Annotated in this window: 20 protein-coding genes; 12 read left to right on the top strand and 8 right to left on the bottom strand. The window is 55.4% G+C overall.

Features of this window, described 5'->3' with window-relative positions; translation table 11 throughout:
- Nucleotides 1-87 precede the first annotated feature (87 nt).
- From damX to trpS, 5 genes are all read left to right on the top strand, one after another.
- Nucleotides 88-1,398, top strand: a complete 1,311-nt coding sequence (damX, locus tag BH714_RS13680; protein ID WP_040018198.1) for a cell division protein DamX — start codon at nucleotides 88-90, stop codon at nucleotides 1,396-1,398.
- 67 nt (nucleotides 1,399-1,465) lie between these two features.
- Nucleotides 1,466-2,278, top strand: coding sequence for an adenine-specific DNA-methyltransferase (dam, locus tag BH714_RS13675; protein WP_014171946.1), 813 nt, complete (start codon nucleotides 1,466-1,468; stop codon nucleotides 2,276-2,278).
- Between the two features lie 41 nt (nucleotides 2,279-2,319).
- Nucleotides 2,320-2,997: a ribulose-phosphate 3-epimerase gene (gene rpe, locus BH714_RS13670; protein ID WP_014885523.1), complete on the top strand. Its 678-nt coding sequence runs from the start codon at nucleotides 2,320-2,322 to the stop codon at nucleotides 2,995-2,997.
- Complete coding sequence (gene gph / locus BH714_RS13665) at nucleotides 2,990-3,751, top strand: phosphoglycolate phosphatase (protein ID WP_014171944.1); 762 nt, start codon at nucleotides 2,990-2,992, stop codon at nucleotides 3,749-3,751. Before rpe ends, gph begins: the two co-directional genes overlap by 8 nt.
- Nucleotides 3,744-4,748 (top strand): tryptophan--tRNA ligase, encoded by a 1,005-nt coding sequence (gene trpS, locus BH714_RS13660; RefSeq protein ID WP_014171943.1) that lies wholly within the window; start codon nucleotides 3,744-3,746, stop codon nucleotides 4,746-4,748. The genes gph and trpS overlap by 8 nt, the downstream gene beginning before the upstream one ends.
- A gap of 101 nt (nucleotides 4,749-4,849) precedes the next feature.
- Here the strand turns inward: trpS and BH714_RS13655 are convergent, their stop codons facing one another.
- From BH714_RS13655 to nirB, 4 genes are all read right to left on the bottom strand, one after another.
- Nucleotides 4,850-5,020, bottom strand: a complete 171-nt coding sequence (locus tag BH714_RS13655; RefSeq protein WP_020884583.1) for a YhfL family protein — start codon at nucleotides 5,018-5,020, stop codon at nucleotides 4,850-4,852.
- A 145-nt stretch (nucleotides 5,021-5,165) separates the two neighbouring features.
- Entirely contained in the window at nucleotides 5,166-6,539 is a 1,374-nt protein-coding gene (gene cysG / locus BH714_RS13650) for a siroheme synthase CysG (RefSeq protein ID WP_040018195.1), read from the bottom strand.
- Nucleotides 6,540-6,675: 136 nt separating this feature from the next.
- The gene (nirD, locus tag BH714_RS13645; RefSeq protein ID WP_020884585.1) at nucleotides 6,676-7,002 is read right to left on the bottom strand and encodes a nitrite reductase small subunit NirD; all 327 of its coding nucleotides are present in this window, start codon (nucleotides 7,000-7,002) and stop codon (nucleotides 6,676-6,678) included.
- Nucleotides 6,999-9,542 carry a nitrite reductase large subunit NirB gene (gene nirB, locus BH714_RS13640; RefSeq protein ID WP_014171939.1) on the bottom strand — a complete coding sequence of 848 codons (2,544 nt, stop codon included), beginning with the start codon at nucleotides 9,540-9,542 and terminating at the stop codon, nucleotides 6,999-7,001. The genes nirD and nirB overlap by 4 nt, the downstream gene beginning before the upstream one ends.
- A 240-nt stretch (nucleotides 9,543-9,782) precedes the next feature.
- On the opposite strand from nirB, the gene BH714_RS13635 reads away from it, so the two are divergent.
- Nucleotides 9,783-11,099 (top strand): cytosine deaminase, encoded by a 1,317-nt coding sequence (locus tag BH714_RS13635; RefSeq protein ID WP_040018194.1) that lies wholly within the window; start codon nucleotides 9,783-9,785, stop codon nucleotides 11,097-11,099.
- A gap of 4 nt (nucleotides 11,100-11,103) precedes the next feature.
- Here the strand turns inward: BH714_RS13635 and tsgA are convergent, their stop codons facing one another.
- A complete protein-coding gene (gene tsgA / locus BH714_RS13630) occupies nucleotides 11,104-12,288 on the bottom strand; it encodes an MFS transporter TsgA (protein WP_040018193.1) in 1,185 nt (394 codons plus the stop codon).
- Nucleotides 12,289-12,566: 278 nt separating this feature from the next.
- On the opposite strand from tsgA, the gene ppiA reads away from it, so the two are divergent.
- The 5 genes from ppiA (at nucleotide 12,567) to argD (ending at nucleotide 15,907) form a co-directional block, all read left to right on the top strand.
- Nucleotides 12,567-13,139 (top strand): peptidylprolyl isomerase A, encoded by a 573-nt coding sequence (gene ppiA / locus BH714_RS13625; RefSeq protein ID WP_014171936.1) that lies wholly within the window; start codon nucleotides 12,567-12,569, stop codon nucleotides 13,137-13,139.
- Nucleotides 13,140-13,246: 107 nt separating this feature from the next.
- Nucleotides 13,247-13,414, top strand: a complete 168-nt coding sequence (locus tag BH714_RS13620; RefSeq protein ID WP_014171935.1) for a YhfG family protein — start codon at nucleotides 13,247-13,249, stop codon at nucleotides 13,412-13,414.
- The gene (locus tag BH714_RS13615; RefSeq protein ID WP_025202869.1) at nucleotides 13,404-14,006 is read left to right on the top strand and encodes a putative adenosine monophosphate-protein transferase Fic; all 603 of its coding nucleotides are present in this window, start codon (nucleotides 13,404-13,406) and stop codon (nucleotides 14,004-14,006) included. Before BH714_RS13620 ends, BH714_RS13615 begins: the two co-directional genes overlap by 11 nt.
- Before the next feature lie 30 nt (nucleotides 14,007-14,036).
- The gene (pabA, locus tag BH714_RS13610) at nucleotides 14,037-14,600 is read left to right on the top strand and encodes an aminodeoxychorismate synthase component 2 (RefSeq protein ID WP_014171933.1); all 564 of its coding nucleotides are present in this window, start codon (nucleotides 14,037-14,039) and stop codon (nucleotides 14,598-14,600) included.
- A gap of 86 nt (nucleotides 14,601-14,686) precedes the next feature.
- The gene (gene argD, locus BH714_RS13605; RefSeq protein ID WP_176399553.1) at nucleotides 14,687-15,907 is read left to right on the top strand and encodes a bifunctional acetylornithine/succinyldiaminopimelate transaminase; all 1,221 of its coding nucleotides are present in this window, start codon (nucleotides 14,687-14,689) and stop codon (nucleotides 15,905-15,907) included.
- Here argD and BH714_RS13600 read toward each other — a convergent pair.
- The gene (locus tag BH714_RS13600) at nucleotides 15,904-17,991 is read right to left on the bottom strand and encodes a YccS/YhfK family putative transporter (RefSeq protein WP_020884592.1); all 2,088 of its coding nucleotides are present in this window, start codon (nucleotides 17,989-17,991) and stop codon (nucleotides 15,904-15,906) included. The genes argD and BH714_RS13600 overlap by 4 nt on opposite strands.
- A gap of 57 nt (nucleotides 17,992-18,048) precedes the next feature.
- Nucleotides 18,049-18,681 (bottom strand): cAMP-activated global transcriptional regulator CRP, encoded by a 633-nt coding sequence (gene crp / locus BH714_RS13595; protein WP_000242758.1) that lies wholly within the window; start codon nucleotides 18,679-18,681, stop codon nucleotides 18,049-18,051.
- A 311-nt stretch (nucleotides 18,682-18,992) separates the two neighbouring features.
- Here crp and BH714_RS13590 point away from each other — a divergent pair, with 311 nt between their 5' ends.
- Nucleotides 18,993-19,397 (top strand): OsmC family protein, encoded by a 405-nt coding sequence (locus tag BH714_RS13590; protein ID WP_025202873.1) that lies wholly within the window; start codon nucleotides 18,993-18,995, stop codon nucleotides 19,395-19,397.
- A gap of 66 nt (nucleotides 19,398-19,463) precedes the next feature.
- Here the strand turns inward: BH714_RS13590 and BH714_RS13585 are convergent, their stop codons facing one another.
- A complete protein-coding gene (locus BH714_RS13585) occupies nucleotides 19,464-20,333 on the bottom strand; it encodes a phosphoribulokinase (protein WP_014171927.1) in 870 nt (289 codons plus the stop codon).
- Between the last annotated feature and the right edge of the window lie 8 nt (nucleotides 20,334-20,341).

Raw genomic sequence — 20,341 nt, 5'->3', positions numbered from 1 at the left:
AGAAAGGTCAGGCCACTGTTACAGGTGGTCGTTTAGCTTCAGGCGAAATGCAAAGTCGTTGGCATAAGCCTTTGAGTGGGGTGTTAAATGGATGAATTCAAACCAGAAGACGAGCTGAAACCCGATCCCAGCGATCGTCGTACTGGTCGTTCTCGTCAATCTTCAGAACGTGATAACGAGCCGCAGATCAACTTTGACGATGTTGATCTGGATGCAGACGATCGTCGCCCTTCGCGTAGCCGCAACGCGCGTGATGAGCGAGAAGAAGAGGGTTATGAGTCCGAAGAAGATTCAATGGACGAAGAGCCTGTAGAGCGTCGCCCACGTAAACGTAAAAAAGCCGCTGCGCAGAAACCCGCCTCCCGCCAGTACATCATGATGGGACTCGGCGTTCTGGTGCTCGTGCTGCTGATTGTCGGTATTGGTTCTGCGCTAAAAGCGCCTTCGACCCCTTCCGGTGAGCAAGCGGCATCCACTGAGAAGAGTATCAGCCTCTCTGGTAACGATGCGACCGATCAGGCGAATGGTGCGCAGCCAGCGCCGGGTACCACCTCCGCCGAGCAGACTGCCGGAAATACAACACAGCCGCAGGATGTTTCTCTGCCGCCAGTTTCTTCTACCCCCGCACAGGGTCAGGCACCTGCCACGCCGGAAGGCCGGCAGCGTGTAGAAGTTCAGGGCGACCTGAACAATGCCCTGACGCAGCCGCAAAATCAGGCGCAGGTGGACAATGCCGTGGTTAACTCTACGCTGCCAACTGAACCTGCGACCGTTGCACCGATCCGCGGTGGTAACGCTCAGCCGCAAACGGCTGCAACCGAAACCAAACCGCGCCAGACGCAACCTGCGACCCGTCCTGAACGTAAGCAGGCTGTGATTGAACCTAAGCGTGAAACCAAACCTCAGGCAGTCGTCAAAGCGCCTGAAGTGAAAGCGCCGGCTCAGACAAAACGTACTGAAACGGCCACGGTGAGCGAACCGGCAAAAGCACCGGTTACGCAGACTGCACCGAAAGCAACGGCGACCACCACGGCACCGGCTGCCACTTCGGCACCAGCTGCAACTGCACCTGCAGCGACGGCAACAACCAGCGCCGCAGCAGGCAAGACTGCAGGTAACGTCGGTTCGCTGAAGTCAGCCCCGTCCAGCAATTACACGCTGCAGCTGAGCAGTTCGTCTAACTATGACAACCTCAACGGTTGGGCGAAGAAAACAAATCTGAAAAACTATGTGGTTTATCAGACGACCCGTAATGGTCAGCCGTGGTACGTGCTGGTAAGTGGCGTTTATGCTTCAAAAGATGAAGCAAAACGTGCTGTTGCAACGCTGCCCGCCGACGTTCAGGCGAAAAACCCATGGGCTAAGCCAATTCATCAGGTTCAGGCTGATCTGAAGTAATGTTTAAAGCGCAGGATGCTGTCGGAGCTTTCTCCACAGCCGGAGAAGGTGTAATCAGTTAGTCAGCATGAAAAAAAATCGCGCTTTTCTGAAATGGGCAGGGGGGAAATACCCCCTGCTCGATGATATTAAAAAGCACCTGCCGAAAGGCGAGTGTCTTATCGAGCCCTTTGTGGGCGCTGGATCGGTATTCCTGAATACCGATTTTTCTCGTTATATCCTGGCGGATATCAACAGCGACCTCATCAGCCTCTACAACATCGTCAAGCTGCGGACCGACGAGTACGTGGAAGAGGCTCGGAAGCTGTTTACACCCGAGCACAATAATCCGGACGTTTACTACCAGTTCCGTACTGAATTTAATCAGAGTCAGGATCCGTTCCGTCGGGCGCTGTTGTTCCTCTATCTCAATCGACACGGCTACAACGGTCTGTGCCGGTATAATCTTCGTGGTGAGTTTAACGTGCCGTTTGGCCGTTATAAGCGTCCGTATTTCCCACAGGATGAGTTGTATCACTTTGCTAAAAAAGCGCAGAATGCCGAATTCCACTGCCTCTCCTATGAAGAGTGCATGGAGCTGGCAGGCGTAAACTCGGTGGTCTATTGCGACCCGCCTTACGCACCGCTGTCTGCGACGGCAAATTTCACCGCTTATCACACCAACAGCTTCAGTCCGGCCGAGCAGGCCCGTCTGGCGGAGATGGCGGAAAAGCTGGTCAGCAAAAGAATTCCGGTGTTAATTTCGAATCACGATACCCCTGATACGCGCGAATGGTACAAAGCCGCGAAGCATTTTCAGGTCAAAGTGCGGCGTAGCATAAGCAGCAACGGCGGCACACGTAAAAAGGTGGACGAACTCCTGGCTCTTTATCGCCCCTGAGCCGTTTTGCCCGCCGGTAAACACATTTCAAGGAGATGCGGATGAAACAGTTTTTGATTGCTCCCTCAATTCTGTCGGCCGATTTTGCCCGCCTGGGTGAAGACACTGCAAAAGCACTCGCGGCGGGCGCGGATGTCGTCCATTTCGACGTTATGGATAACCACTACGTTCCTAATCTGACCATTGGCCCGATGGTGCTTAAAGCGCTGCGTAACTACGGTATTACCGCGCCGATTGATGTCCATCTGATGGTGAAGCCTGTTGACCGTATCGTGCCTGATTTTGCCGCTGCGGGAGCCAGTATCATCACCTTCCACCCTGAAGCGTCTGAACATGTGGATCGCACGCTGCAACTCATCAAAGAGAATGGCTGTAAAGCAGGTCTGGTTTTCAACCCGGCTACGCCGCTGAGCTATCTCGACCATGTGATGGATAAGCTGGATGTCATTTTGCTGATGTCCGTTAACCCGGGCTTTGGCGGTCAGTCGTTTATCCCTCATACGCTGGATAAACTGCGTGAAGTGCGCCGTCGTATTGATGAGTCAGGTTACGACATTCGTCTGGAAGTCGACGGTGGTGTAAAAGTGAATAACATTGGTGAAATTGCGGCAGCGGGCGCGGATATGTTCGTTGCAGGTTCAGCGATTTTCGACCAACCGGATTACAAAAAAGTCATTGATGAAATGCGCCGTGAACTGGCGAAGGTAAGTCATGGATAAATTGCAGGCAACCCGGGGTATCGCATTTGACCTCGACGGCACGCTGGTCGACAGCGCGCCGGGCTTAACAAGCGCCGTAGACCAGGCGCTGTATGCTCTTGAACTGCCCGTTGCGGGCGAAGAGCGTGTCATCACGTGGATTGGCAATGGCGCCGATGTCCTGATGGAGCGCGCGTTGACATGGGCCCGCCAGGAGCGTGTGTCCCAGCGTTCTGCACAGGGTAAACCGAGCGTGGATCATGCGGATATCCCGCAGGAAGAACAGCTGCGTATCCTGCGTAAATTGTTCAATCGTTTCTATGAAGAGACGGTCGAAGAGGGCAGTTTCCTGTTCCCGGATGTCGCAGAAACGCTGAGTGCGCTTCATACCAACGGTATTCCGCTGGGGCTGGTGACAAACAAACCGACACCTTTTGTCGCCCCTCTGCTGGAAGCGCTGGATATCGCGAAGTATTTTTCCGTCATTGTTGGCGGTGATGATGTGCAGAACAAAAAGCCGCATCCGGAACCGCTACTGCTGGTGGCGGGAAAATTATCCTTAACGCCGGCGGAGCTGCTCTTTGTCGGTGATTCCCGCAATGATATTCTGGCTGCCAGAGCGGCGGGTTGTCCTTCAGTGGGATTAACCTATGGCTACAACTACGGTGAGGCCATCACGCTGAGTGAGCCGGACGTCGTGTTCGACCACTTCAAAGATTTGTTGCCCGCACTCGGGCTTTCGCACAGAGATAATCAGGAATTGAATAATGACTAAGCCCATCGTTTTTAGTGGCGCACAGCCGTCAGGTGAATTGACCATTGGTAACTACATGGGTGCGTTACGTCAGTGGGTCAGCATGCAGGACGATTACCATTGCATTTACTGCATTGTGGATCTGCATGCTATCACGGCACGTCAGGATCCTGAGAAGCTGCGTAAAGCCACCCTGGACACCCTGGCGCTGTATCTGGCCTGCGGAATTGATCCTGAGAAGAGCACCATTTTCGTTCAGTCTCACGTTCCAGAGCATGCGCAGCTGGGCTGGGCGCTGAACTGCTACACCTACTTCGGCGAACTGAGCCGCATGACGCAGTTCAAGGATAAATCCGCGCGCTACTCAGAAAACATCAATGCCGGTCTGTTTGATTACCCGGTACTGATGGCAGCAGACATTCTGCTGTACCAGACCAACCAGGTGCCGGTTGGCGAAGATCAGAAACAGCATCTGGAGCTGAGCCGCGATATCGCCCAGCGCTTTAACGCGCTGTACGGCGACGTGTTCAAAGTGCCTGAGCCGTTCATTCCAAAATCCGGCGCACGCGTAATGTCGCTGCTGGAGCCAACCAAGAAGATGTCCAAGTCTGACGATAACCGCAACAACGTTATCGGCCTGCTGGAAGACCCGAAATCGGTGGTTAAAAAGCTCAAGCGTGCGGTGACCGACTCCGATGAGCCACCTGTTGTGCGTTACGACGTGCAGAACAAAGCGGGCGTCTCCAACCTGCTGGATATCCTCTCCGGTGTGACGGGCCAGAGCATTCCTGAGCTGGAACAACACTTCGAAGGCAAGATGTATGGTCACCTGAAAGGGGAAGTGGCGGATGCCGTTTCCGGCATGCTGACCGAGCTGCAGGAGCGTTATCACCGCTACCGTAACGACGAAGCGTTCCTGCAGAAAGTGATGAAAGAGGGCGCGGAAAAAGCCAGTGCCCGCGCGTCTGAAACCCTTAAAGCGGTGTACCAGGCGATTGGGTTTGTGGGTAAACCGTAACCCTGTTTTGTCGGGTAAGCATGAGCGCTTCCCGACAAAAAACGCGCTGAGCCAGACAAAAAACCGGGACATTCCCGGTTTTTTTTACGCCTGAAAAACGCTTACTGCTGTGCGGCCGGGCCGCAGCCACCGATGATCTTCGAAATGGAAATTGCCGGGTGCAGCAGGTAATCATAGCTGCAATTATTTTTGGTATTTTGAACGTGACCGGTGCAGGCGGTCAGAGTCGATAACATGCCTACCAGAACGGCGGCTTTTGCCAGTTTAAACATACGCATTCCTTGTCTGAAAAAACGAAAATTGGATCTAACGTGAGGGAATAAATGGAAAAATTCCATTTCGCGGGCGGTATGTTATCGGGAGCGGTAAGAGGGGAGTAGTCCGCATAAGGACTACTCCGGGAAGGGGGAATATGCGTTAGTGATTCGAGAACCAGTTCAGTTTATCGCGCAGCTCCACTACGCGTCCGACAATAATCAGCGCCGGGCTTTCAACCTGCTGTGCCAGCTCACCTAACTGCGTCAGCACGCCGTTCACCACGCGCTGCTTAATGGACGTGCCGTTTTCTACCAGCGCGACGGACATATCCTCTTCCATGCCGTGCTCAAGCAGTTTGGCCTGAATGGTCGCGGCCTGGTTTAACCCCATATAGAACACCAGCGTCTGTTTTTCGGCGGCCAGGTTATGCCAGTCCAGCTCACTGCCGGTTTTCAGGTGTCCCGTCACCAGGCGTACGCTCTGGGCATAGTCACGGTGGGTCAGCGGAATGCCCGAGTAAGCTGAGCAGCCGGAAGCTGCCGTGATGCCCGGTACCACGGAAAACGGAATGCCCGCGTTGCACAACGTTTCCAGCTCTTCACCGCCGCGACCAAAGATAAACGGATCGCCACCCTTGAGGCGCACCACGCGTTTTCCTTTTTGCGCTTCGCGCAGCAGGATCTGGTTAATCTCCTCCTGCGGCACACAGTGGTACCCGGCACGTTTACCGACAAATACGCGGTCAGCATCGCGGCGGACCAGGTTCATTATCTCATCGGAGACCAGACGGTCATAAACCACAATATCCGCCTGCTGGATCTGCTGCAGCCCTTTCAGCGTCAGCAAACCGGCATCGCCCGGGCCGGCACCCACCAGCACCACTTCACCACGATGATCCAGCGGCTCGCAGAGCAACTGCGCCGTCGTCTCTTCCACCGCTTTATGATCCTGATTCGCCAGCGACTGGGCCAGCCTGTCATTCACAAAGAATTTTTCCCAGAAGCGACGGCGTTCGCCCACGGTCGCGAAGGTTTGCTTAACCCGGGAACGCAGCTGCCCGGCATAGTGGGCAATCTGACCAAGATGCTGCGGCAGGATGGCTTCCAGTTTTTCCCGCAGCAGGCGGGCCAGAACGGGAGAGCGGCCGCCGGACGATACCGCAATCATCAGCGGCGAACGGTCAATGATCGACGGCATGATAAAGCTGGCCTCCTTCGGGGCATCCACCACGTTACAGAAGATGCGGCGCGCTTCACAGGCGTCGCTGACGCGCTGATTCACTTCATCGTCATCCGTGGCGGCAATGGTCAGCCAGCAGGTATCAAGCAGGGATTCATTAAACCCCTCCTGCACCAGCGTGAGCATCCCTTCTTTTTCCCAGGCCTCAAACTGCGGGGCAAAAGCCAGGGCGTTAACGGTGAGTCGGGCTCCTGCTTCTAACAGCAAGCGCGCTTTGCGTTCAGCCACATCGCCGCCGCCTACAAGCAGACAGTCGCGATGGCGTAATTGACAGAAAATCGGCAGGTGGTCCACGACATTACCTCACAGCATTCAAGGAGGGGGTAAGAAATTGAGGTCAGGATAACAGCAGGAATCGTACAGAACATACGGTTTTTCCTGCCGTTACCCATAAGGGGTCATAAGCTTTTCATATTGAAAAGGCGAGAGATTAGCCTTTCAGCTGCACCTTACCGTCCTTCACGCGGACATCGTAGGGCTTCACGGAATAATGCTCATCTTCCATACAATACCCGTCGCGTAAACGAAAACGCTGTTTCTTCAACGGGCTGGCAACCCAGAGTTCACCCTGATGCTCTGCGATTAATCCCCGGGACAGGACGCTGGCCTCAAAGAACGGGTCGATATTGCTGATGGCAAAAACCTGTTCATCATGGCGAGGGCGGAATATCGCGACCTGCTCGTTACCCAGCAGGGCACAGACCCCGGTGGCAGGCAGAATGTCGTTAATGTTGCAGATGTTTACCCACTGGCTCATGCGTTTTCCTCCACCAGAGTCACCGGAATACGTTCATAAGGTGTCGCCGGACGATGTTGCTCGCGTTCTGCCACAACCTGCACATTCGGGTCGCGCTGGGTGCTGTTGATAAAGTGTCTGAAGCGAGTCTGCGCCGCCGGGGTGTTGACGGTTTCAGTCCACTCGCAGATCACCGCCTCGCGCAGGCGCGCCATTTCCGCTTCCAGATGGTCGTTCAGGCCCAGTTTGTCGTCAATGATGACCGATTTCAGGTACTCGATGCCGCCTTCCAGGTTATCGAGCCAGGACGCGGTACGGGTCAGCTTATCGGCGGTACGGATGTAGAACATCATAAAGCGGTCGAGATACTGAATCAGCGTATCGCGGTCGAGGTCTGCCGCCAGCAGGTCTGCATGGCGTGGTTTCATGCCGCCGTTACCACAGACGTACAGGTTCCAGCCTTTCTCGGTGGCGATGATACCCACATCTTTACCCTGCGCTTCCGCACATTCGCGGGTACAGCCGGAGACGCCAAACTTCATTTTGTGCGGTGTACGGATGCCTTTGTAGCGGTTCTCCAGCTCCACACCGAAGCCGACGCTGTCGCCTACGCCGTAGCGGCACCAGGTGCTGCCCACACAGGTTTTCGCCATACGCAGCGCTTTCGCGTAGGCGTGGCCGGTTTCGAATCCCGCGTCAATCAGCTGACGCCAGATTTCAGGCAGGTCATCTTTCTGCGCACCAAACAGGCCAATACGCTGAGAGCCGGTGATTTTGGTATACAGGTTAAATTCACGCGCGATACGGCCAACGGCGACCAGCCCTTCCGGGGTGATTTCGCCACCGGCGGAGCGTGGGATGACGGAGTAAGTCCCGTCTTTCTGAATGTTCGCCAGGAAGTTATCGTTGGTATCCTGCAGCGGCGTATGCTCTGGTTTGAGAACGTACTCGTTCCAGCAGGAGGCCAGCAGGGAACCCACGGTAGGTTTACACACTTCACAGCCATAACCCTGGCCGTGTTTCGCCAGCAGTTCGTCGAAGGATTTGATGCCTTCCACGCGGATCAGGTGGTACAGCTCCTGGCGAGAGTAAGCGAAATGCTCGCACAGGTTATTGTTGACTTCGATACCCTGTTTCGCCAGTTCTGCGTTCAGAACCTGTGTGACTAGCGGGATACACCCACCGCAGCCGGTACCGGCTTTGGTTTCTGCCTTCAGGGCCGCGACGGTATGGCAGCCTTTATTGATGGCCGAAATCAGCATGCCTTTGGTCACATCGAAGCAGGAGCAAATCTGCGCGCTGTCGGGCAGTTTATCCACGCCGATGGACGGCTTACCGCTGGACGCATGCGCCGGAAGGATCAGCGCGTCCGGGTTTTCCGGCAGTTCGATGGCGTTCAAGACCAACTGAAGCAGGTTACCGTAGTCGCTGGTATCGCCCACCAGCACCGCGCCGAGCAGGGTTTTGTTGTCCTGACTGACGATAAGACGTTTGTACACCTCTTTGCTTTCATCGAGGTAAACATAGCTGCGTGCGCCCGGCGTGCGGCCATGCGCATCGCCAATACCGCCTACGTCTACGCCCAGCAGTTTCAGCTTGGCGCTCAGGTCAGCCCCTTCGAAGGCGTTCTGGTTGCCGAGAATATGGTCAACGGCAACCTGCGCCATTTTGTAGCCAGGCGCGACCAGACCGTACACGCGGTTGTTCCAGCTGGCGCATTCGCCGATGGCGTAGATATCCGGGTCGGAGGTCTGGCAGGTGTCGTTAATCATGATCCCGCCGCGCTGAGCGACGGCCAGACCGCACTGGGTGGCCAGCTTGTCGCGTGGGCGAATACCGGTAGAGAAGACGATAAAGTCCACTTCCAGTTCGCTGCCATCGGCAAAGCGCATGGTTTTCCGCGCTTCGGTGCCTTCCTGCACAATCTCTTTGGTATTTTTGCTGGTGTGAACCTTCACGCCCATGCTTTCGATTTTACGGCGCAACTGGTCACCACCCATGTGGTCAAGCTGCTCTGCCATCAGCATGGGGGCAAATTCGATGACGTGGGTTTCAACACCGAGGTTTTTCAGCGCACCGGCGGCTTCCAGACCCAGCAGCCCCCCCCCGACCACGGCGCCACGTTTACTGCGGCGGGCACATGATTCGATCGCATTGAGATCTTCGATGGTACGATAAACGAAGCAATCCTGCGTTTCCGAGCCTTTGATCGGCGGGATCCACGGGTACGAGCCAGTCGCCATGATCAGCTTGTCGTAAAAAACCGTTCGTCCGGCGCTGGAGTGAATCACTTTTTCCTGACGGTTGATGGTGATAGCGCGTTCGCCCACCAGCACTTTCACGCCATGCTTCTCGTAGAAACCATCGCGCACCAGAGAGAGCTCTTCAGCGGTATGATGGGAGAAGTAGGAAGACAAGTGCACACGGTCGTACGCCTTGCGGGGTTCTTCACAGAACACGGTAATATCGAACTGGTTAGCATCGGCTTTATCGAGAAGATCCTCAATAAAGCGGTGGCCGACCATGCCGTTACCGATGATAGCGAGTCTGACTTTGCTCATTTTTGCCTCGATTTCTTTTCTATTACTGCCTACCTTAACGATTCAGCAGGGGCACTTATTGATGCAAATCAAATACGCCTTCGCCTACTCCTTAGGTGGTATATGACTGATTTGTCAGGATTTTTATAAGTTGTGGAAATCGCTGGCTTTTCGAGGTCGCCGATTTTGTGTACAAATTAAGGGGCGCGTTGTCAAAAATGCGTACTCCCAAATTTCAGCCGCGTTTTTCAGGGGAAAGGCATGTCTACAACACCGCTTGGGCTTATCCAGAATGTTCGCTTACCGGGTCGCGAAGGGCTGTGGCAAATCGCCATTGAGCAAGGCCGTTTTGGTGGCATTACGCCGATGGGCGATACCGAAGACGAAAACGTAAGAATCTTAAACGCGCGTGGCGGCCTTGCCATCCCCCCGTTTATTGAACCGCATATCCACCTTGATACCACCCAGACGGCAGGTGAGCCGAGCTGGAACCAGTCCGGTACGCTGTTTGAAGGCATTGAGCGCTGGGCGGAGCGTAAGGCACTGCTTAGCCATGAGGATGTAAAAGCGCGCGCCTGGAAGACGCTGAAAGGGCAAATTGCCAACGGTATTCAGTTTGTGCGCACCCACGTGGACGTCTCTGACCCGACGCTCACCGCCCTGAAGGCCATGCTGGAGGTGAAGCAGGAAGTTGCGCCGTGGATCACGCTGCAAATCGTGGCGTTCCCGCAGGAAGGCATCCTTTCTTACCCGGACGGCGCGGCGCTGCTTGAGGAGGCGTTGAAGCTGGGCGCCGATGTGGTCGGGGCAATCCCGCATTTTGAATTCACCCGCGAGTATGGCGTGCAATCGCTGCACATTGCCTTTGAACTGGCGAAGAAATATGACCGTCCGCTGGATATCCACTGCGATGAAATTGACGATGAGCAGTCCCGGTTTCTGGAAACGGTGGCCACTCTGGCTTATGAATCCGGGATGGGCCCGCGGGTCACGGCCAGCCATACCACGGCGATGCACTCCTATAACGGGGCATACACCTCGCGGCTTTTCCGCCTGCTGAAGATGTCAGGCATCAACTTTGTCGCCAATCCACTGGTGAATATCCATTTACAGGGACGCTTTGACGATTATCCCAAACGACGCGGGATTACCCGAGTGAAGGAGCTGCTGGAGGCGGGGATCAACGTCTGTTTCGGGCATGATGATGTCTTCGACCCGTGGTACCCGCTTGGCACCGGCAATATGCTGCAGGTACTGCATATGGGGCTGCATGTGTGTCAGATGATGGGGTATTCGCAAATCGACAACGGTTTGAACCTGATAACCCACAACAGCGCCCGAACCTTCGGCCTGACGGATTACGGAATCGAAACGGGAAATCTGGCTAACCTGATCGTGCTGCCTGCGGAGAGCGGGTTTGAAGCGGTGCGCTGCCAGGTGCCGGCGCGCTGGTCGATTCGGGAGGGGCGAGTGATTGCCACGACGCAGCTTGCGCAGACGTGGATCAAAATGGACGAGGTTGCGGAAGAGCACATCTTCACGAAAAACAGCCCCTTCGCTGAGCGCAAAGGGGCGTAGGGGATCAGTGCGACGCCGCTGCCGTATTATGCTGGCGGTGGCGGGTCACAAAGCCCAGAACCAGACACATCACAAATACCACCGCGTACAAACCGTTAGCGGTATGCAGCGCGGCCAGCGGGCCGCTGTGGGCGACGATCGGGCCGGTGACCACGAAGGTCAGCATGGTGCCGATGGTGCCGCAGGTCAGCACGAAGTTCACCAGTTTCGGTGACGCCACTTTGGTCTGCAGAGAGCCCAGCGTAATGATAGAGGTGTAAATCGCGCTGGAGAAGAAGCCTATGGTCAGGATGAACCACGGCATATGCTCCGGTGAACCGTTAATGAACAGGTACATCAGCACGGTTGCCATGCCTGCCAGCACTGTCAGAATGCGCTGCAGGTCGAAGAAGCGCAGGATGAAGCTAAACGCCCACATGCCGAACATGTAAGACATCCAGAAATCGCTCACCAGTTTACCCGCGTCGTTCAGACTCATGCCCAGGCCTTTGGCGTATTCCGGTACCCAGGAGATAAAGCCCAGCTGACCGAGGATGTAGCACAGTGCGGCAACGGAGAGGAACAGTACGCCGATACCCCATTTCTCTTTCGCGACCGGCTCGTCCGTGGATTGCGCTTTTTTGCCCAGAACCGGGAATTCACAGCCGAAGGTCAGAATAAAGATTGCCACGTAGACCAGACCGATACAGGCATAAACCCAGTACCACTCAATGCTGCGTGCCAGCAGAACGGCCGCTACCATCGGGAAAATCATCCCCGCCATGCTGAAGAAGGAGTCGGTAAACAGCAGACGTGCGCCACGCTGACGACCTTCATACATGTGGGTAATCAGGAACGTACCGATGGACATCGTGATACCGCTCACCAGACCCAGCACAAACATGGCGGCAGAGAACAGGGCGATGCTGTGGCTCACCATTAAACCCGCGACCGCGGCGACCATCAGCACGAAACCAAAACGCAGCTGCGTTTTCAGTGGAACAATTTCCATCAGCCAGGCATTCAGGAAAATGGAGATCAGGATCCCGGCGTTGAGGAAGGTAAAGGTGTTACTCATGCTGGAAACGGGCAGCTGGAAGTAGTCTGCGATATTACCCATCACCATCCCGGTGACGATCACCAACGCGCCGGTCAGGGCGTAGGAGAAGAAGCTGATCCATGTGAGCTTGATACGATTGCTGTTAGTCATGTCTGGCCTGTTCAGGAAAAGAAAAGCGCCCGAGGGGCGCTGAGAGCGGGCAGATTTTAGACATTAAAGTGATCCATTCATATCTTTTAAGAGAAATTCGATCGCTATTGCAGGTTTTTATGTGATTCAGATCACATTAATGGGCGTCATAACCAATCGTTTGCGTGGTTACAACTGTTTCAATTTCGTAAAATTAGGTAAAAGGCTGGTCTCCGTTCATACTGCTCTTTAGAATCAAGCCATTCGCTTTTTATACTGCGCTTTGTTAAGGAATTCTCATGCTCAAATCAACGCTGGCGGCTGTCGCAGCTGTGTTTGCTCTTTCTGCCGTTTCCCCTGCTGCGCTGGCAGCCAAAGGAGACCCTCACGTTCTGCTGACCACCTCCGCCGGGAATATTGAGCTGGAACTGAATAGCCAGAAAGCTCCGGTTTCTGTGAAAAACTTCCTCGACTACGTGAATAACGGTTTCTATAACGGCACCACTTTCCATCGTGTGATCCCGGGCTTTATGGTGCAGGGCGGTGGTTTTAACGAGCAAATGCAGCAAAAGCAGCCTAACGCACCGATTAAAAACGAAGCGGATAACGGCCTGCGCAACACCCGCGGTACCATCTCTATGGCGCGTACGGCAGATAAAGACAGCGCCACCAGCCAGTTCTTTATCAACGTGGCGGATAACGCCTTCCTCGACCACGGCCAGCGCGACTTCGGTTACGCGGTCTTCGGTAAAGTGGTGAAAGGGATGGATGTGGCTGACAAGATTTCTCAGGTGCAGTCCCATGACGTTGGCCCGTACCAGAATGTGCCGACAAAACCGGTTGTGATCCTCTCTGCAAAAGTTCTGCCGTAACCTTCTTTGACACGGGCGTTTCTCGCCCGTGTTTCGCTCCTCTCCCTGCGAAAGCGCGTTTTGCTGCTTATACTTGTGGCACACGGACATCTTCAGGGAGGCGTTAAGTGAAAAAACTCACCGATAAGCAAAAATCCCGTCTCTGGGAGCAGCAGCGAAACAGTAATTTCCAGGCCAGCCGCCGCCTTGAGGGGGTTGATAGCCCGCTCGTTACGCTAAACGCCCAGGATGCGCAAAGCCGTCTTGAAGAACTCAGGAGGCACTATGAGCGATAAAATCGGTGACGATCGTGACCCGTATCTCTACCCGGGTCTGAATGTGATGCGTAACCGTCTGAATATTCGCCAGGCTGACCGTCTTGCAAAGGCATCCTATGAGATCACCGCGCTGCGGGTGGCGACGCTAGGCTTAGGCCCGTCGGCGCCGGGGTTGCCGCATCTCTGTGCAATCCACCGCCACCTTTATCAGGATATTTTTGACTGGGCGGGCGATATCCGCGAAATCGATATTTATCAGGGCGACACCCGCTTCTGCCACTTCGCCTACATCGAGAAAGAGGGCAATGTCCTGATGCAGGATCTCGAGGAAGAGGGGTATCTCAACGGTCTGCAGAAAGAGGAGTTTGTGGCCCGCCTGAGTCACTACTACTGTGAGATTAACGTGCTCCATCCCTTCCGGATTGGCAACGGTATCGCTCAGCGGATCTTCTTCGAACAGCTCGCCATCCATGCAGGCTATCAGCTGAGCTGGAAAGATATCGACCCGGGCAAATGGGCGGCGGCCAACCAGAGCGGCGCAATGGGCGATTTAACGGCCCTGAACGCCATCTTTGCCAAAGTAGTGAGCGAAGCGCGGGAAACTGAGTAGAATAGGGCGGCACGTTTTTTTGGAGCCGCCATGATTCTGCTGATTGATAACTACGATTCCTTCACCTGGAACCTTTACCAGTATTTTTGTGAACTGGGTGCAGAGGTGGTGGTTCGCCGCAACGACGACATCAGCCTGGCCGAAATCGACGCGCTTGCCCCGCAGAAAATCGTTATCTCGCCGGGGCCCTGCACGCCGTCGGAATCGGGCATTTCGCTGGATGTCATTCATCATTACGCCGGTAAGCTGCCCATTCTTGGCGTCTGCCTGGGCCACCAGGCCATTGGGCAGGTGTTTGGTGCCACCATTGTGCGCGCCGCCAAAGTGATGCATGGCAAAACCGCGCCGGTGACCCATACCGGCACGGGCGTGTTTACGGGACTTAATAATCCGCTTACCGTGACGCGCTACCATTCGCTGGTCATTGACCCGTCAACGCTGCCGGAATGCTTTGAGGTTACCGCCTGGAGCGATACCCGGGAGATCATGGGGATCCGACATCGTGAATGGGACCTCGAAGGGGTGCAATTCCACCCGGAGAGTATCCTCAGCGAGCAGGGACACCAGCTGCTGGCAAATTTCCTCAATCGTTGAATAGTGGTTGCCTTGCTGTGATTTTTTATGCATATTTTGTGATTATATTTTCACAATCACTGTGACATAAAATGGATGGTCATGACATGGCAACTGAACAATCTGCAATTACCCGCGCGACATTCGATGAAGTCATTCTGCCGATTTATGCACCGGCTGAGTTTATCCCGGTAAAAGGGAAAGGCAGCCGAGTCTGGGATCAGCAGGGGAAAGAGTATGTTGATTTCGCCGGCGGGATTGCGGTGACGGCGCTGGGTCATTGCCATCCTGCGCTGGTGGAGGCGCTGAAAACCCAGGGGGAAACCCTGTGGCATACCAGCAACGTCTTTACCAACGAACCGGCGCTGCGTCTGGGCCGCAAGTTAATCAGCGCGACCTTCGCCGAACGCGTGCTGTTTATGAACTCCGGTACCGAAGCGAACGAAACCGCCTTCAAACTGGCGCGCTACTATGCCTCCACGCGCCACAGCCCGTACAAAACCAAAATCATTGCTTTCCACAACGCCTTCCACGGTCGCTCGCTGTTTACCGTTTCCGTCGGCGGACAGCCAAAGTATTCCGACGGTTTTGGACCAAAACCGGCCGATATTATCCATGTGCCGTTTAACGATCTGCATGCGGTAAAAGCGGTAATGGATGACCACACCTGCGCGGTGGTGGTGGAGCCGATCCAGGGAGAGGGCGGCGTAACGGCTGCCACGCCTGCGTTCCTGAAAGGGCTGCGCGACCTGTGCGATGAGCATCAGGCGCTGCTGGTATTTGATGAAGTGCAGTGCGGGATGGGCCGTACCGGCTCCCTGTTTGCCTACATGCATTACGGCGTGACGCCGGATATTCTGACCAGCGCCAAAGCGCTCGGCGGCGGCTTCCCGGTCAGTGCGGTATTAACGACGCAGGAGATTGCCTCCGCGTTCCACGTGGGTTCCCACGGTTCCACATACGGCGGTAACCCGCTGGCGAGTGCCGTCGCGGGTGCCGCGTTCGACATTATCAATACCCCTGAGGTTCTGAGCGGCGTCAACGCGAAGCGTGAGCTTTTCGTGACGCATTTGCAGCAGATTGATGACCAGTATGACGTCTTCAGCGAGATCCGCGGGATGGGGTTACTGATCGGCGCGGAGCTGAAGCCACAGTACAAAGGCCGCGCGCGCGATTTCCTGCACGCCGCCGCCCATGAAGGGGTGATGGTGCTCAATGCCGGACCGGACGTGATGCGCTTTGCGCCGTCGCTGGTGGTCGAAAATCAGGACATTGAAGACGGGTTAAACCGTTTTGCCGCGGCGGTCGCGAAGATCGTAAACGCTTAAGACTCCGTTCGCGTTAAGCGACGGGTTAACCATATCCCGTGGTGAGGGCGCTGACGCCATGCTACCGACGAAATGGTGTGCATGGTGTTCAGATGCCCGAGAACGCGCTGCAGATGCTGCTCCAGGGTGCTCATTGGCCCGTGGGTGAGCGTCTCTGGCGCCTCCAGAATGTTCGAATCCCCTGACTCGCCAGGCGCGTCATACTCGAGTCGCTGCTGACACCGCTGAAGGGCAATCTCACACGACTGCAGGTAGCGCTGCGCCAGATCGGGCGTCAGCATCGTATGTTCCCGCGCCAGCGTGGTCATGGCGTTGATATGCTCAACGATAAACTGGCTGTGCGTCACCCAGAGCTTCATGTCCGCCAGATAGTGCGAGTTAAAGCCGGGCTCCTGCATGGCCTGATTCAGCGAGTTAAACAGGGCGTTATGCGCCTGGTTGACCTTCATCCGCTGATACGCCAGCGGAGAGGGCTGCGGGTCGTCACTCAGGATCAGGCGAATGGCCTGCTGGTCGGCCTCCAGCGCATCATGGGCGTTCTGTCTGAGCAGCCCGCTTTGCCACTGAGGCCACAGCCAGACCATGCCGCCAAAGGCAATCAGGCAGCCGATCAGGGTATCGACCAGCCTGGCGATAATAAACTGCTCGCCGTTGAGCGTGAGCAACTGCAGGGTATACACCGCCGTTACCGTAAAGCCCACCATCGCCCAGCCGTAGTTTTTGCGGATGATCAGGTAGCTCACCATCGTGATCACCAGCATCCCTGCCAGCGTATAGCCTTCCGGCACGTGAAAGTGCAGCGTAACGCCCGCAATGATCAGCCCCGCCATCGTTCCGCCTGCCCGGTGCAGAATGCGCACCCGCGTCGCGCCATAGCCGTTCTGGGTGACAAACAGGATGGTCATTAAAATCCAGTACGGTTTGGGCAGATGTAGCGCCATGCCCATCAGGCTGGCAATGCTCAGCATCACGCTAATTCGCGCGGCGTTGCGCAGGGCAGATGATTTAAGGGAGAGGTAGCTTCTGAGCGCCGGCAGCAGCGGCAGGCGTTTTTGTTTGTCGGCCATCAGGTCGCGCGGATAAAGCGGACGCTGGGTTCGTAACACGCGGGCGATACGGCTGAAGTGCCAGGCAGCAAACTGACCCACCGGGTTGTCTTCATGCTGACGGGCAATCTTCTCCAGCGCGCCGAGCTGTTTGTCCATGTTAAAGCGCGTGGGGTAGCGGTGATACAGAATATCGTCAGCCAGCACCCGAAGGCGCGCGGAGACGGTTTGCGCGTTCCAGCGGATCACCGCTTCGGCATGGCTGCGCTCGACCAGTTTTTGCACCTCCTGCGGCTGGTGCAGGCTCACGGAGATATGCTCCTGTAAGTCCAGCCCCACCTGGAAGACGCGCAGCAGCCGCTTATATTCGTGGTTCTTATTGGCGGCGAGCATATGTAGCTGCTGATAACACTGGCTTATCAGGTCCACCACCTTTTGCTGACGCGTCAGCAGCGGCGGCAGTGATTTTTCTGGATCGGTATGCTGGGTGAGCAAGGTGTATTTGGCTTCACAGTAATCCGCCAGCTGCACGTAGAGCAGGCTCAGGGATTCCCGCAGGGGCTGTTCCCGCCACAGCCAGAACCAAAACCAGTTAAACAGCCCGTACCACAGCGTACCGAGGGCGTAGATCAGCAGCGGCTCCCACACCGGCATGTTACCCGCAAGGCTCAGCGTGAAGATGGCGGCAATCAGCGACGCGGGAAGCAAACGCGCGTGCAGTGAGCTGATTTCAGCGGTTACGCCCAGGGTCATCGCCAGGACGGTGAGGATCAGCGGCAGCGGGATATCGCGGGCCAGCAAAAGCTGCACGGCGAGGCTACAGCCCGCAAACAGCGAGCCGCCCACGATCAGCCGTTTGAAAAAGCGCTTATGCGGTGTATCCAGACCGGCAATGTTGCAGCAGGCGGGAACGAGAGAGAAGAGCAGACCTTGCTGAAGATGGCCCAGAATCAGGCCCACGGCCACAGGAAGGCACAACACCAGCGTTTGTCGCAGTGCGTAGTTAACTTCCGGGTGATAAATCAGCCTGCGCCACATGGGGAATAGAGACAAAAACGGCGTGACACCTTGCGATGGCACGCCGTTTGAGCGGAATTAACGCGTTCCGTAAACCACGATGGTTTTACCGTGTGCGGAGATCAGGTTCTGATCTTCCAGCATTTTCAGAATACGGCCCACTGTTTCACGGGAGCAACCGACAATCTGACCGATTTCCTGACGGGTAATTTTAATTTGCATGCCATCAGGGTGAGTCATCGCATCGGGTTGTTTCGCCAGATTCAGCAGGGTCTGAGCGATACGGCCGGTCACGTCCAGGAAGGCGAGGTTACCCACTTTCTCAGATGTCACCTGCAGACGGCGCGCCATCTGCGAAGAAAGACGCATCAGGATGTCAGGGTTAACCTGAATCAACTGACGGAATTTCTTGTAGGAAATTTCAGCCACTTCACATGCTGTCTTTGCACGAACCCAGGCGCTACGTTCCTGGCCTTCTTCAAACAGGCCCAGTTCACCGATGAAATCGCCCTGGTTCAGATAAGAAAGGATCATCTCTTTCCCTTCTTCATCTTTGATCAGCACTGCCACCGAGCCTTTGACGATGTAATACAACGTTTCCGCTTTTTCACCCTGGTGAATCAGCGTGCTCTTCGATGGGTACTTATGAATGTGGCAATGAGACAAGAACCATTCGAGAGTCGGGTCTGTTTGCGGTTTGCCAAGCACCATGCGCTGTTATCCTCTGTTATAAGCTGTCACCAGAGTCATAAGATGCATCCGGACTCTGGGGTTGCAATCGAATTCTTACCCATACCCTGGGAAGTCGGCTATCGTAACGTTTCGCAGCCAGTAAAGTTTGATGTCCTCTGCATACATGTGTAACGTCAATGTATTACTGTAGCATCCTGAGTGTTTTAGCATAGCTTTCGCCGCGTGTCTCCTGGTGTCTCGCTTCAGCATGACGCAGGTCGCCTTCCATTGCGAGAAATGTAACGCACGCGTAATCTGTCACCAAAAATGCAACGTTGGAGTGAGTGAATATGCAAGCGCGTGTGAAATGGGTTGAAGGTTTAACGTTCCTGGGCGAGTCCGCTTCAGGACACCAGATTTTGATGGATGGTAACTCCGGTGATAAAGCACCAAGCCCAATGGAAATGGTGCTGATGGCAGCAGGTGGATGCAGCGCAATTGATGTGGTGTCGATCCTGCAAAAAGGCCGTCACGATGTGACCGACTGCGAAGTAAAACTCACCTCAGAACGCCGCGAAGAGGCACCACGCCTGTTCACCCACATTAACCTGCATTTCATCGTCAGCGGGAAAGAACTGAAAGACGCGGCGGTCTCACGCGCGGTCGATCTTTCAGCGGAGAAATACTGCTCGGTCGCGTTAATGCTCGAGAAAGCGGTAAAAATTACGCATTCGTATGAAGTGATCGACGCCTGATATTGGGGGGCATCGTTCACCCCGATGCCCTCACCGAAGCCCTCTCCCACGCGGAGAGGGAAATCATCAGGCGATTTTCTTCCCTTCTATCAACCGCTGCACCAGCGGCATCATAATTAATTCCATTGCCAGCCCCATTTTTCCGCCCGGAACCACTAACGTATTCATGTGCGAAATAAATGAGCCCTGCAGCATCGCCAGCAGCCAGGGGTAATCAATGCCGTCGAGATTGCGGAAATGGATAACCACAAAGCTCTCATCCAGCGACGGGATACTTTTGGCGGCGAACGGGTTAGAGGTGTCCACTGTCGGTACGCGCTGGAAGTTGATATGCGTGCGGGAGAACTGCGGCGTCAGGTAAGTAATGTAGTCTTCCATGGAGCGCACGACGGAATCCATCACCGCCTCGCGTGAATGGCCGCGCTCGCTGATGTCACGCGTCAGCTTCTGGATCCACTCAAGGTTCACGATGGGCACCACGCCAACCAGCAGATCCACGTGACGCGCCACGTCATGCTGCGGCGTCACCACGCCACCGTGCAACCCTTCGTAAAACAGGACGTCGGTCGGTTCCGGCAGCGGTTGCCAGGGGGTAAAGGTGCCGGGCACCTGGTTCCAGGGAACGGCTTCATCGTAGGTGTGCAGATATTTGCGTGACTGCCCCTTGCCGCTCTGGCCGTACTCCTGAAAGGTTTGCTCCAGCAGGCCGAAGTCATTGGCCTCCGGGCCGAAGTAGCTGATGTGTTTACCCAGATCGCGCGCCTTGCGGATAGCCATATCCATCTCCGGGCGCGTGTAGCGGTGAAAGCTATCGCCTTCGACCTCCGCCGCGCGGAGATTCAGTTGGGCGAAAATCTTACGAAAAGCGAGGCTGGTCGTGGTGGTTCCCGCACCACTCGAACCCGTAACGGCAATAACCGGATGTCTGGCAGACATAGCAACTC

The organism is Enterobacter ludwigii (genome assembly GCF_001750725.1).
GTDB lineage: Bacteria > Pseudomonadota > Gammaproteobacteria > Enterobacterales > Enterobacteriaceae > Enterobacter > Enterobacter ludwigii.
This window is presented reverse-complemented; position numbering and strand designations above follow the sequence as displayed.

Excerpts from the sequence above, each read along its gene's own strand:
- damX (WP_040018198.1), top strand. The coding sequence starts at position 88 with ATGGATGAATTCAAACCAGAAGACGAGCTGAAACCCGATCCCAGCGAT.
- dam (WP_014171946.1), top strand. The coding sequence starts at position 1,466 with ATGAAAAAAAATCGCGCTTTTCTGAAATGGGCAGGGGGGAAATACCCC.
- rpe (WP_014885523.1), top strand. The coding sequence starts at position 2,320 with ATGAAACAGTTTTTGATTGCTCCCTCAATTCTGTCGGCCGATTTTGCC.
- gph (WP_014171944.1), top strand. The coding sequence starts at position 2,990 with ATGGATAAATTGCAGGCAACCCGGGGTATCGCATTTGACCTCGACGGC.
- trpS (WP_014171943.1), top strand. The coding sequence starts at position 3,744 with ATGACTAAGCCCATCGTTTTTAGTGGCGCACAGCCGTCAGGTGAATTG.
- BH714_RS13655 (WP_020884583.1), bottom strand. The coding sequence starts at position 5,020 with ATGTTTAAACTGGCAAAAGCCGCCGTTCTGGTAGGCATGTTATCGACT.
- nirD (WP_020884585.1), bottom strand. The coding sequence starts at position 7,002 with ATGAGCCAGTGGGTAAACATCTGCAACATTAACGACATTCTGCCTGCC.
- nirB (WP_014171939.1), bottom strand. The coding sequence starts at position 9,542 with ATGAGCAAAGTCAGACTCGCTATCATCGGTAACGGCATGGTCGGCCAC.
- BH714_RS13635 (WP_040018194.1), top strand. The coding sequence starts at position 9,783 with ATGTCTACAACACCGCTTGGGCTTATCCAGAATGTTCGCTTACCGGGT.
- tsgA (WP_040018193.1), bottom strand. The coding sequence starts at position 12,288 with ATGACTAACAGCAATCGTATCAAGCTCACATGGATCAGCTTCTTCTCC.
- ppiA (WP_014171936.1), top strand. The coding sequence starts at position 12,567 with ATGCTCAAATCAACGCTGGCGGCTGTCGCAGCTGTGTTTGCTCTTTCT.
- BH714_RS13615 (WP_025202869.1), top strand. The coding sequence starts at position 13,404 with ATGAGCGATAAAATCGGTGACGATCGTGACCCGTATCTCTACCCGGGT.
- pabA (WP_014171933.1), top strand. The coding sequence starts at position 14,037 with ATGATTCTGCTGATTGATAACTACGATTCCTTCACCTGGAACCTTTAC.
- argD (WP_176399553.1), top strand. The coding sequence starts at position 14,687 with ATGGCAACTGAACAATCTGCAATTACCCGCGCGACATTCGATGAAGTC.
- BH714_RS13600 (WP_020884592.1), bottom strand. The coding sequence starts at position 17,991 with ATGTGGCGCAGGCTGATTTATCACCCGGAAGTTAACTACGCACTGCGA.
- crp (WP_000242758.1), bottom strand. The coding sequence starts at position 18,681 with ATGGTGCTTGGCAAACCGCAAACAGACCCGACTCTCGAATGGTTCTTG.
- BH714_RS13590 (WP_025202873.1), top strand. The coding sequence starts at position 18,993 with ATGCAAGCGCGTGTGAAATGGGTTGAAGGTTTAACGTTCCTGGGCGAG.
- BH714_RS13585 (WP_014171927.1), bottom strand. The coding sequence starts at position 20,333 with ATGTCTGCCAGACATCCGGTTATTGCCGTTACGGGTTCGAGTGGTGCG.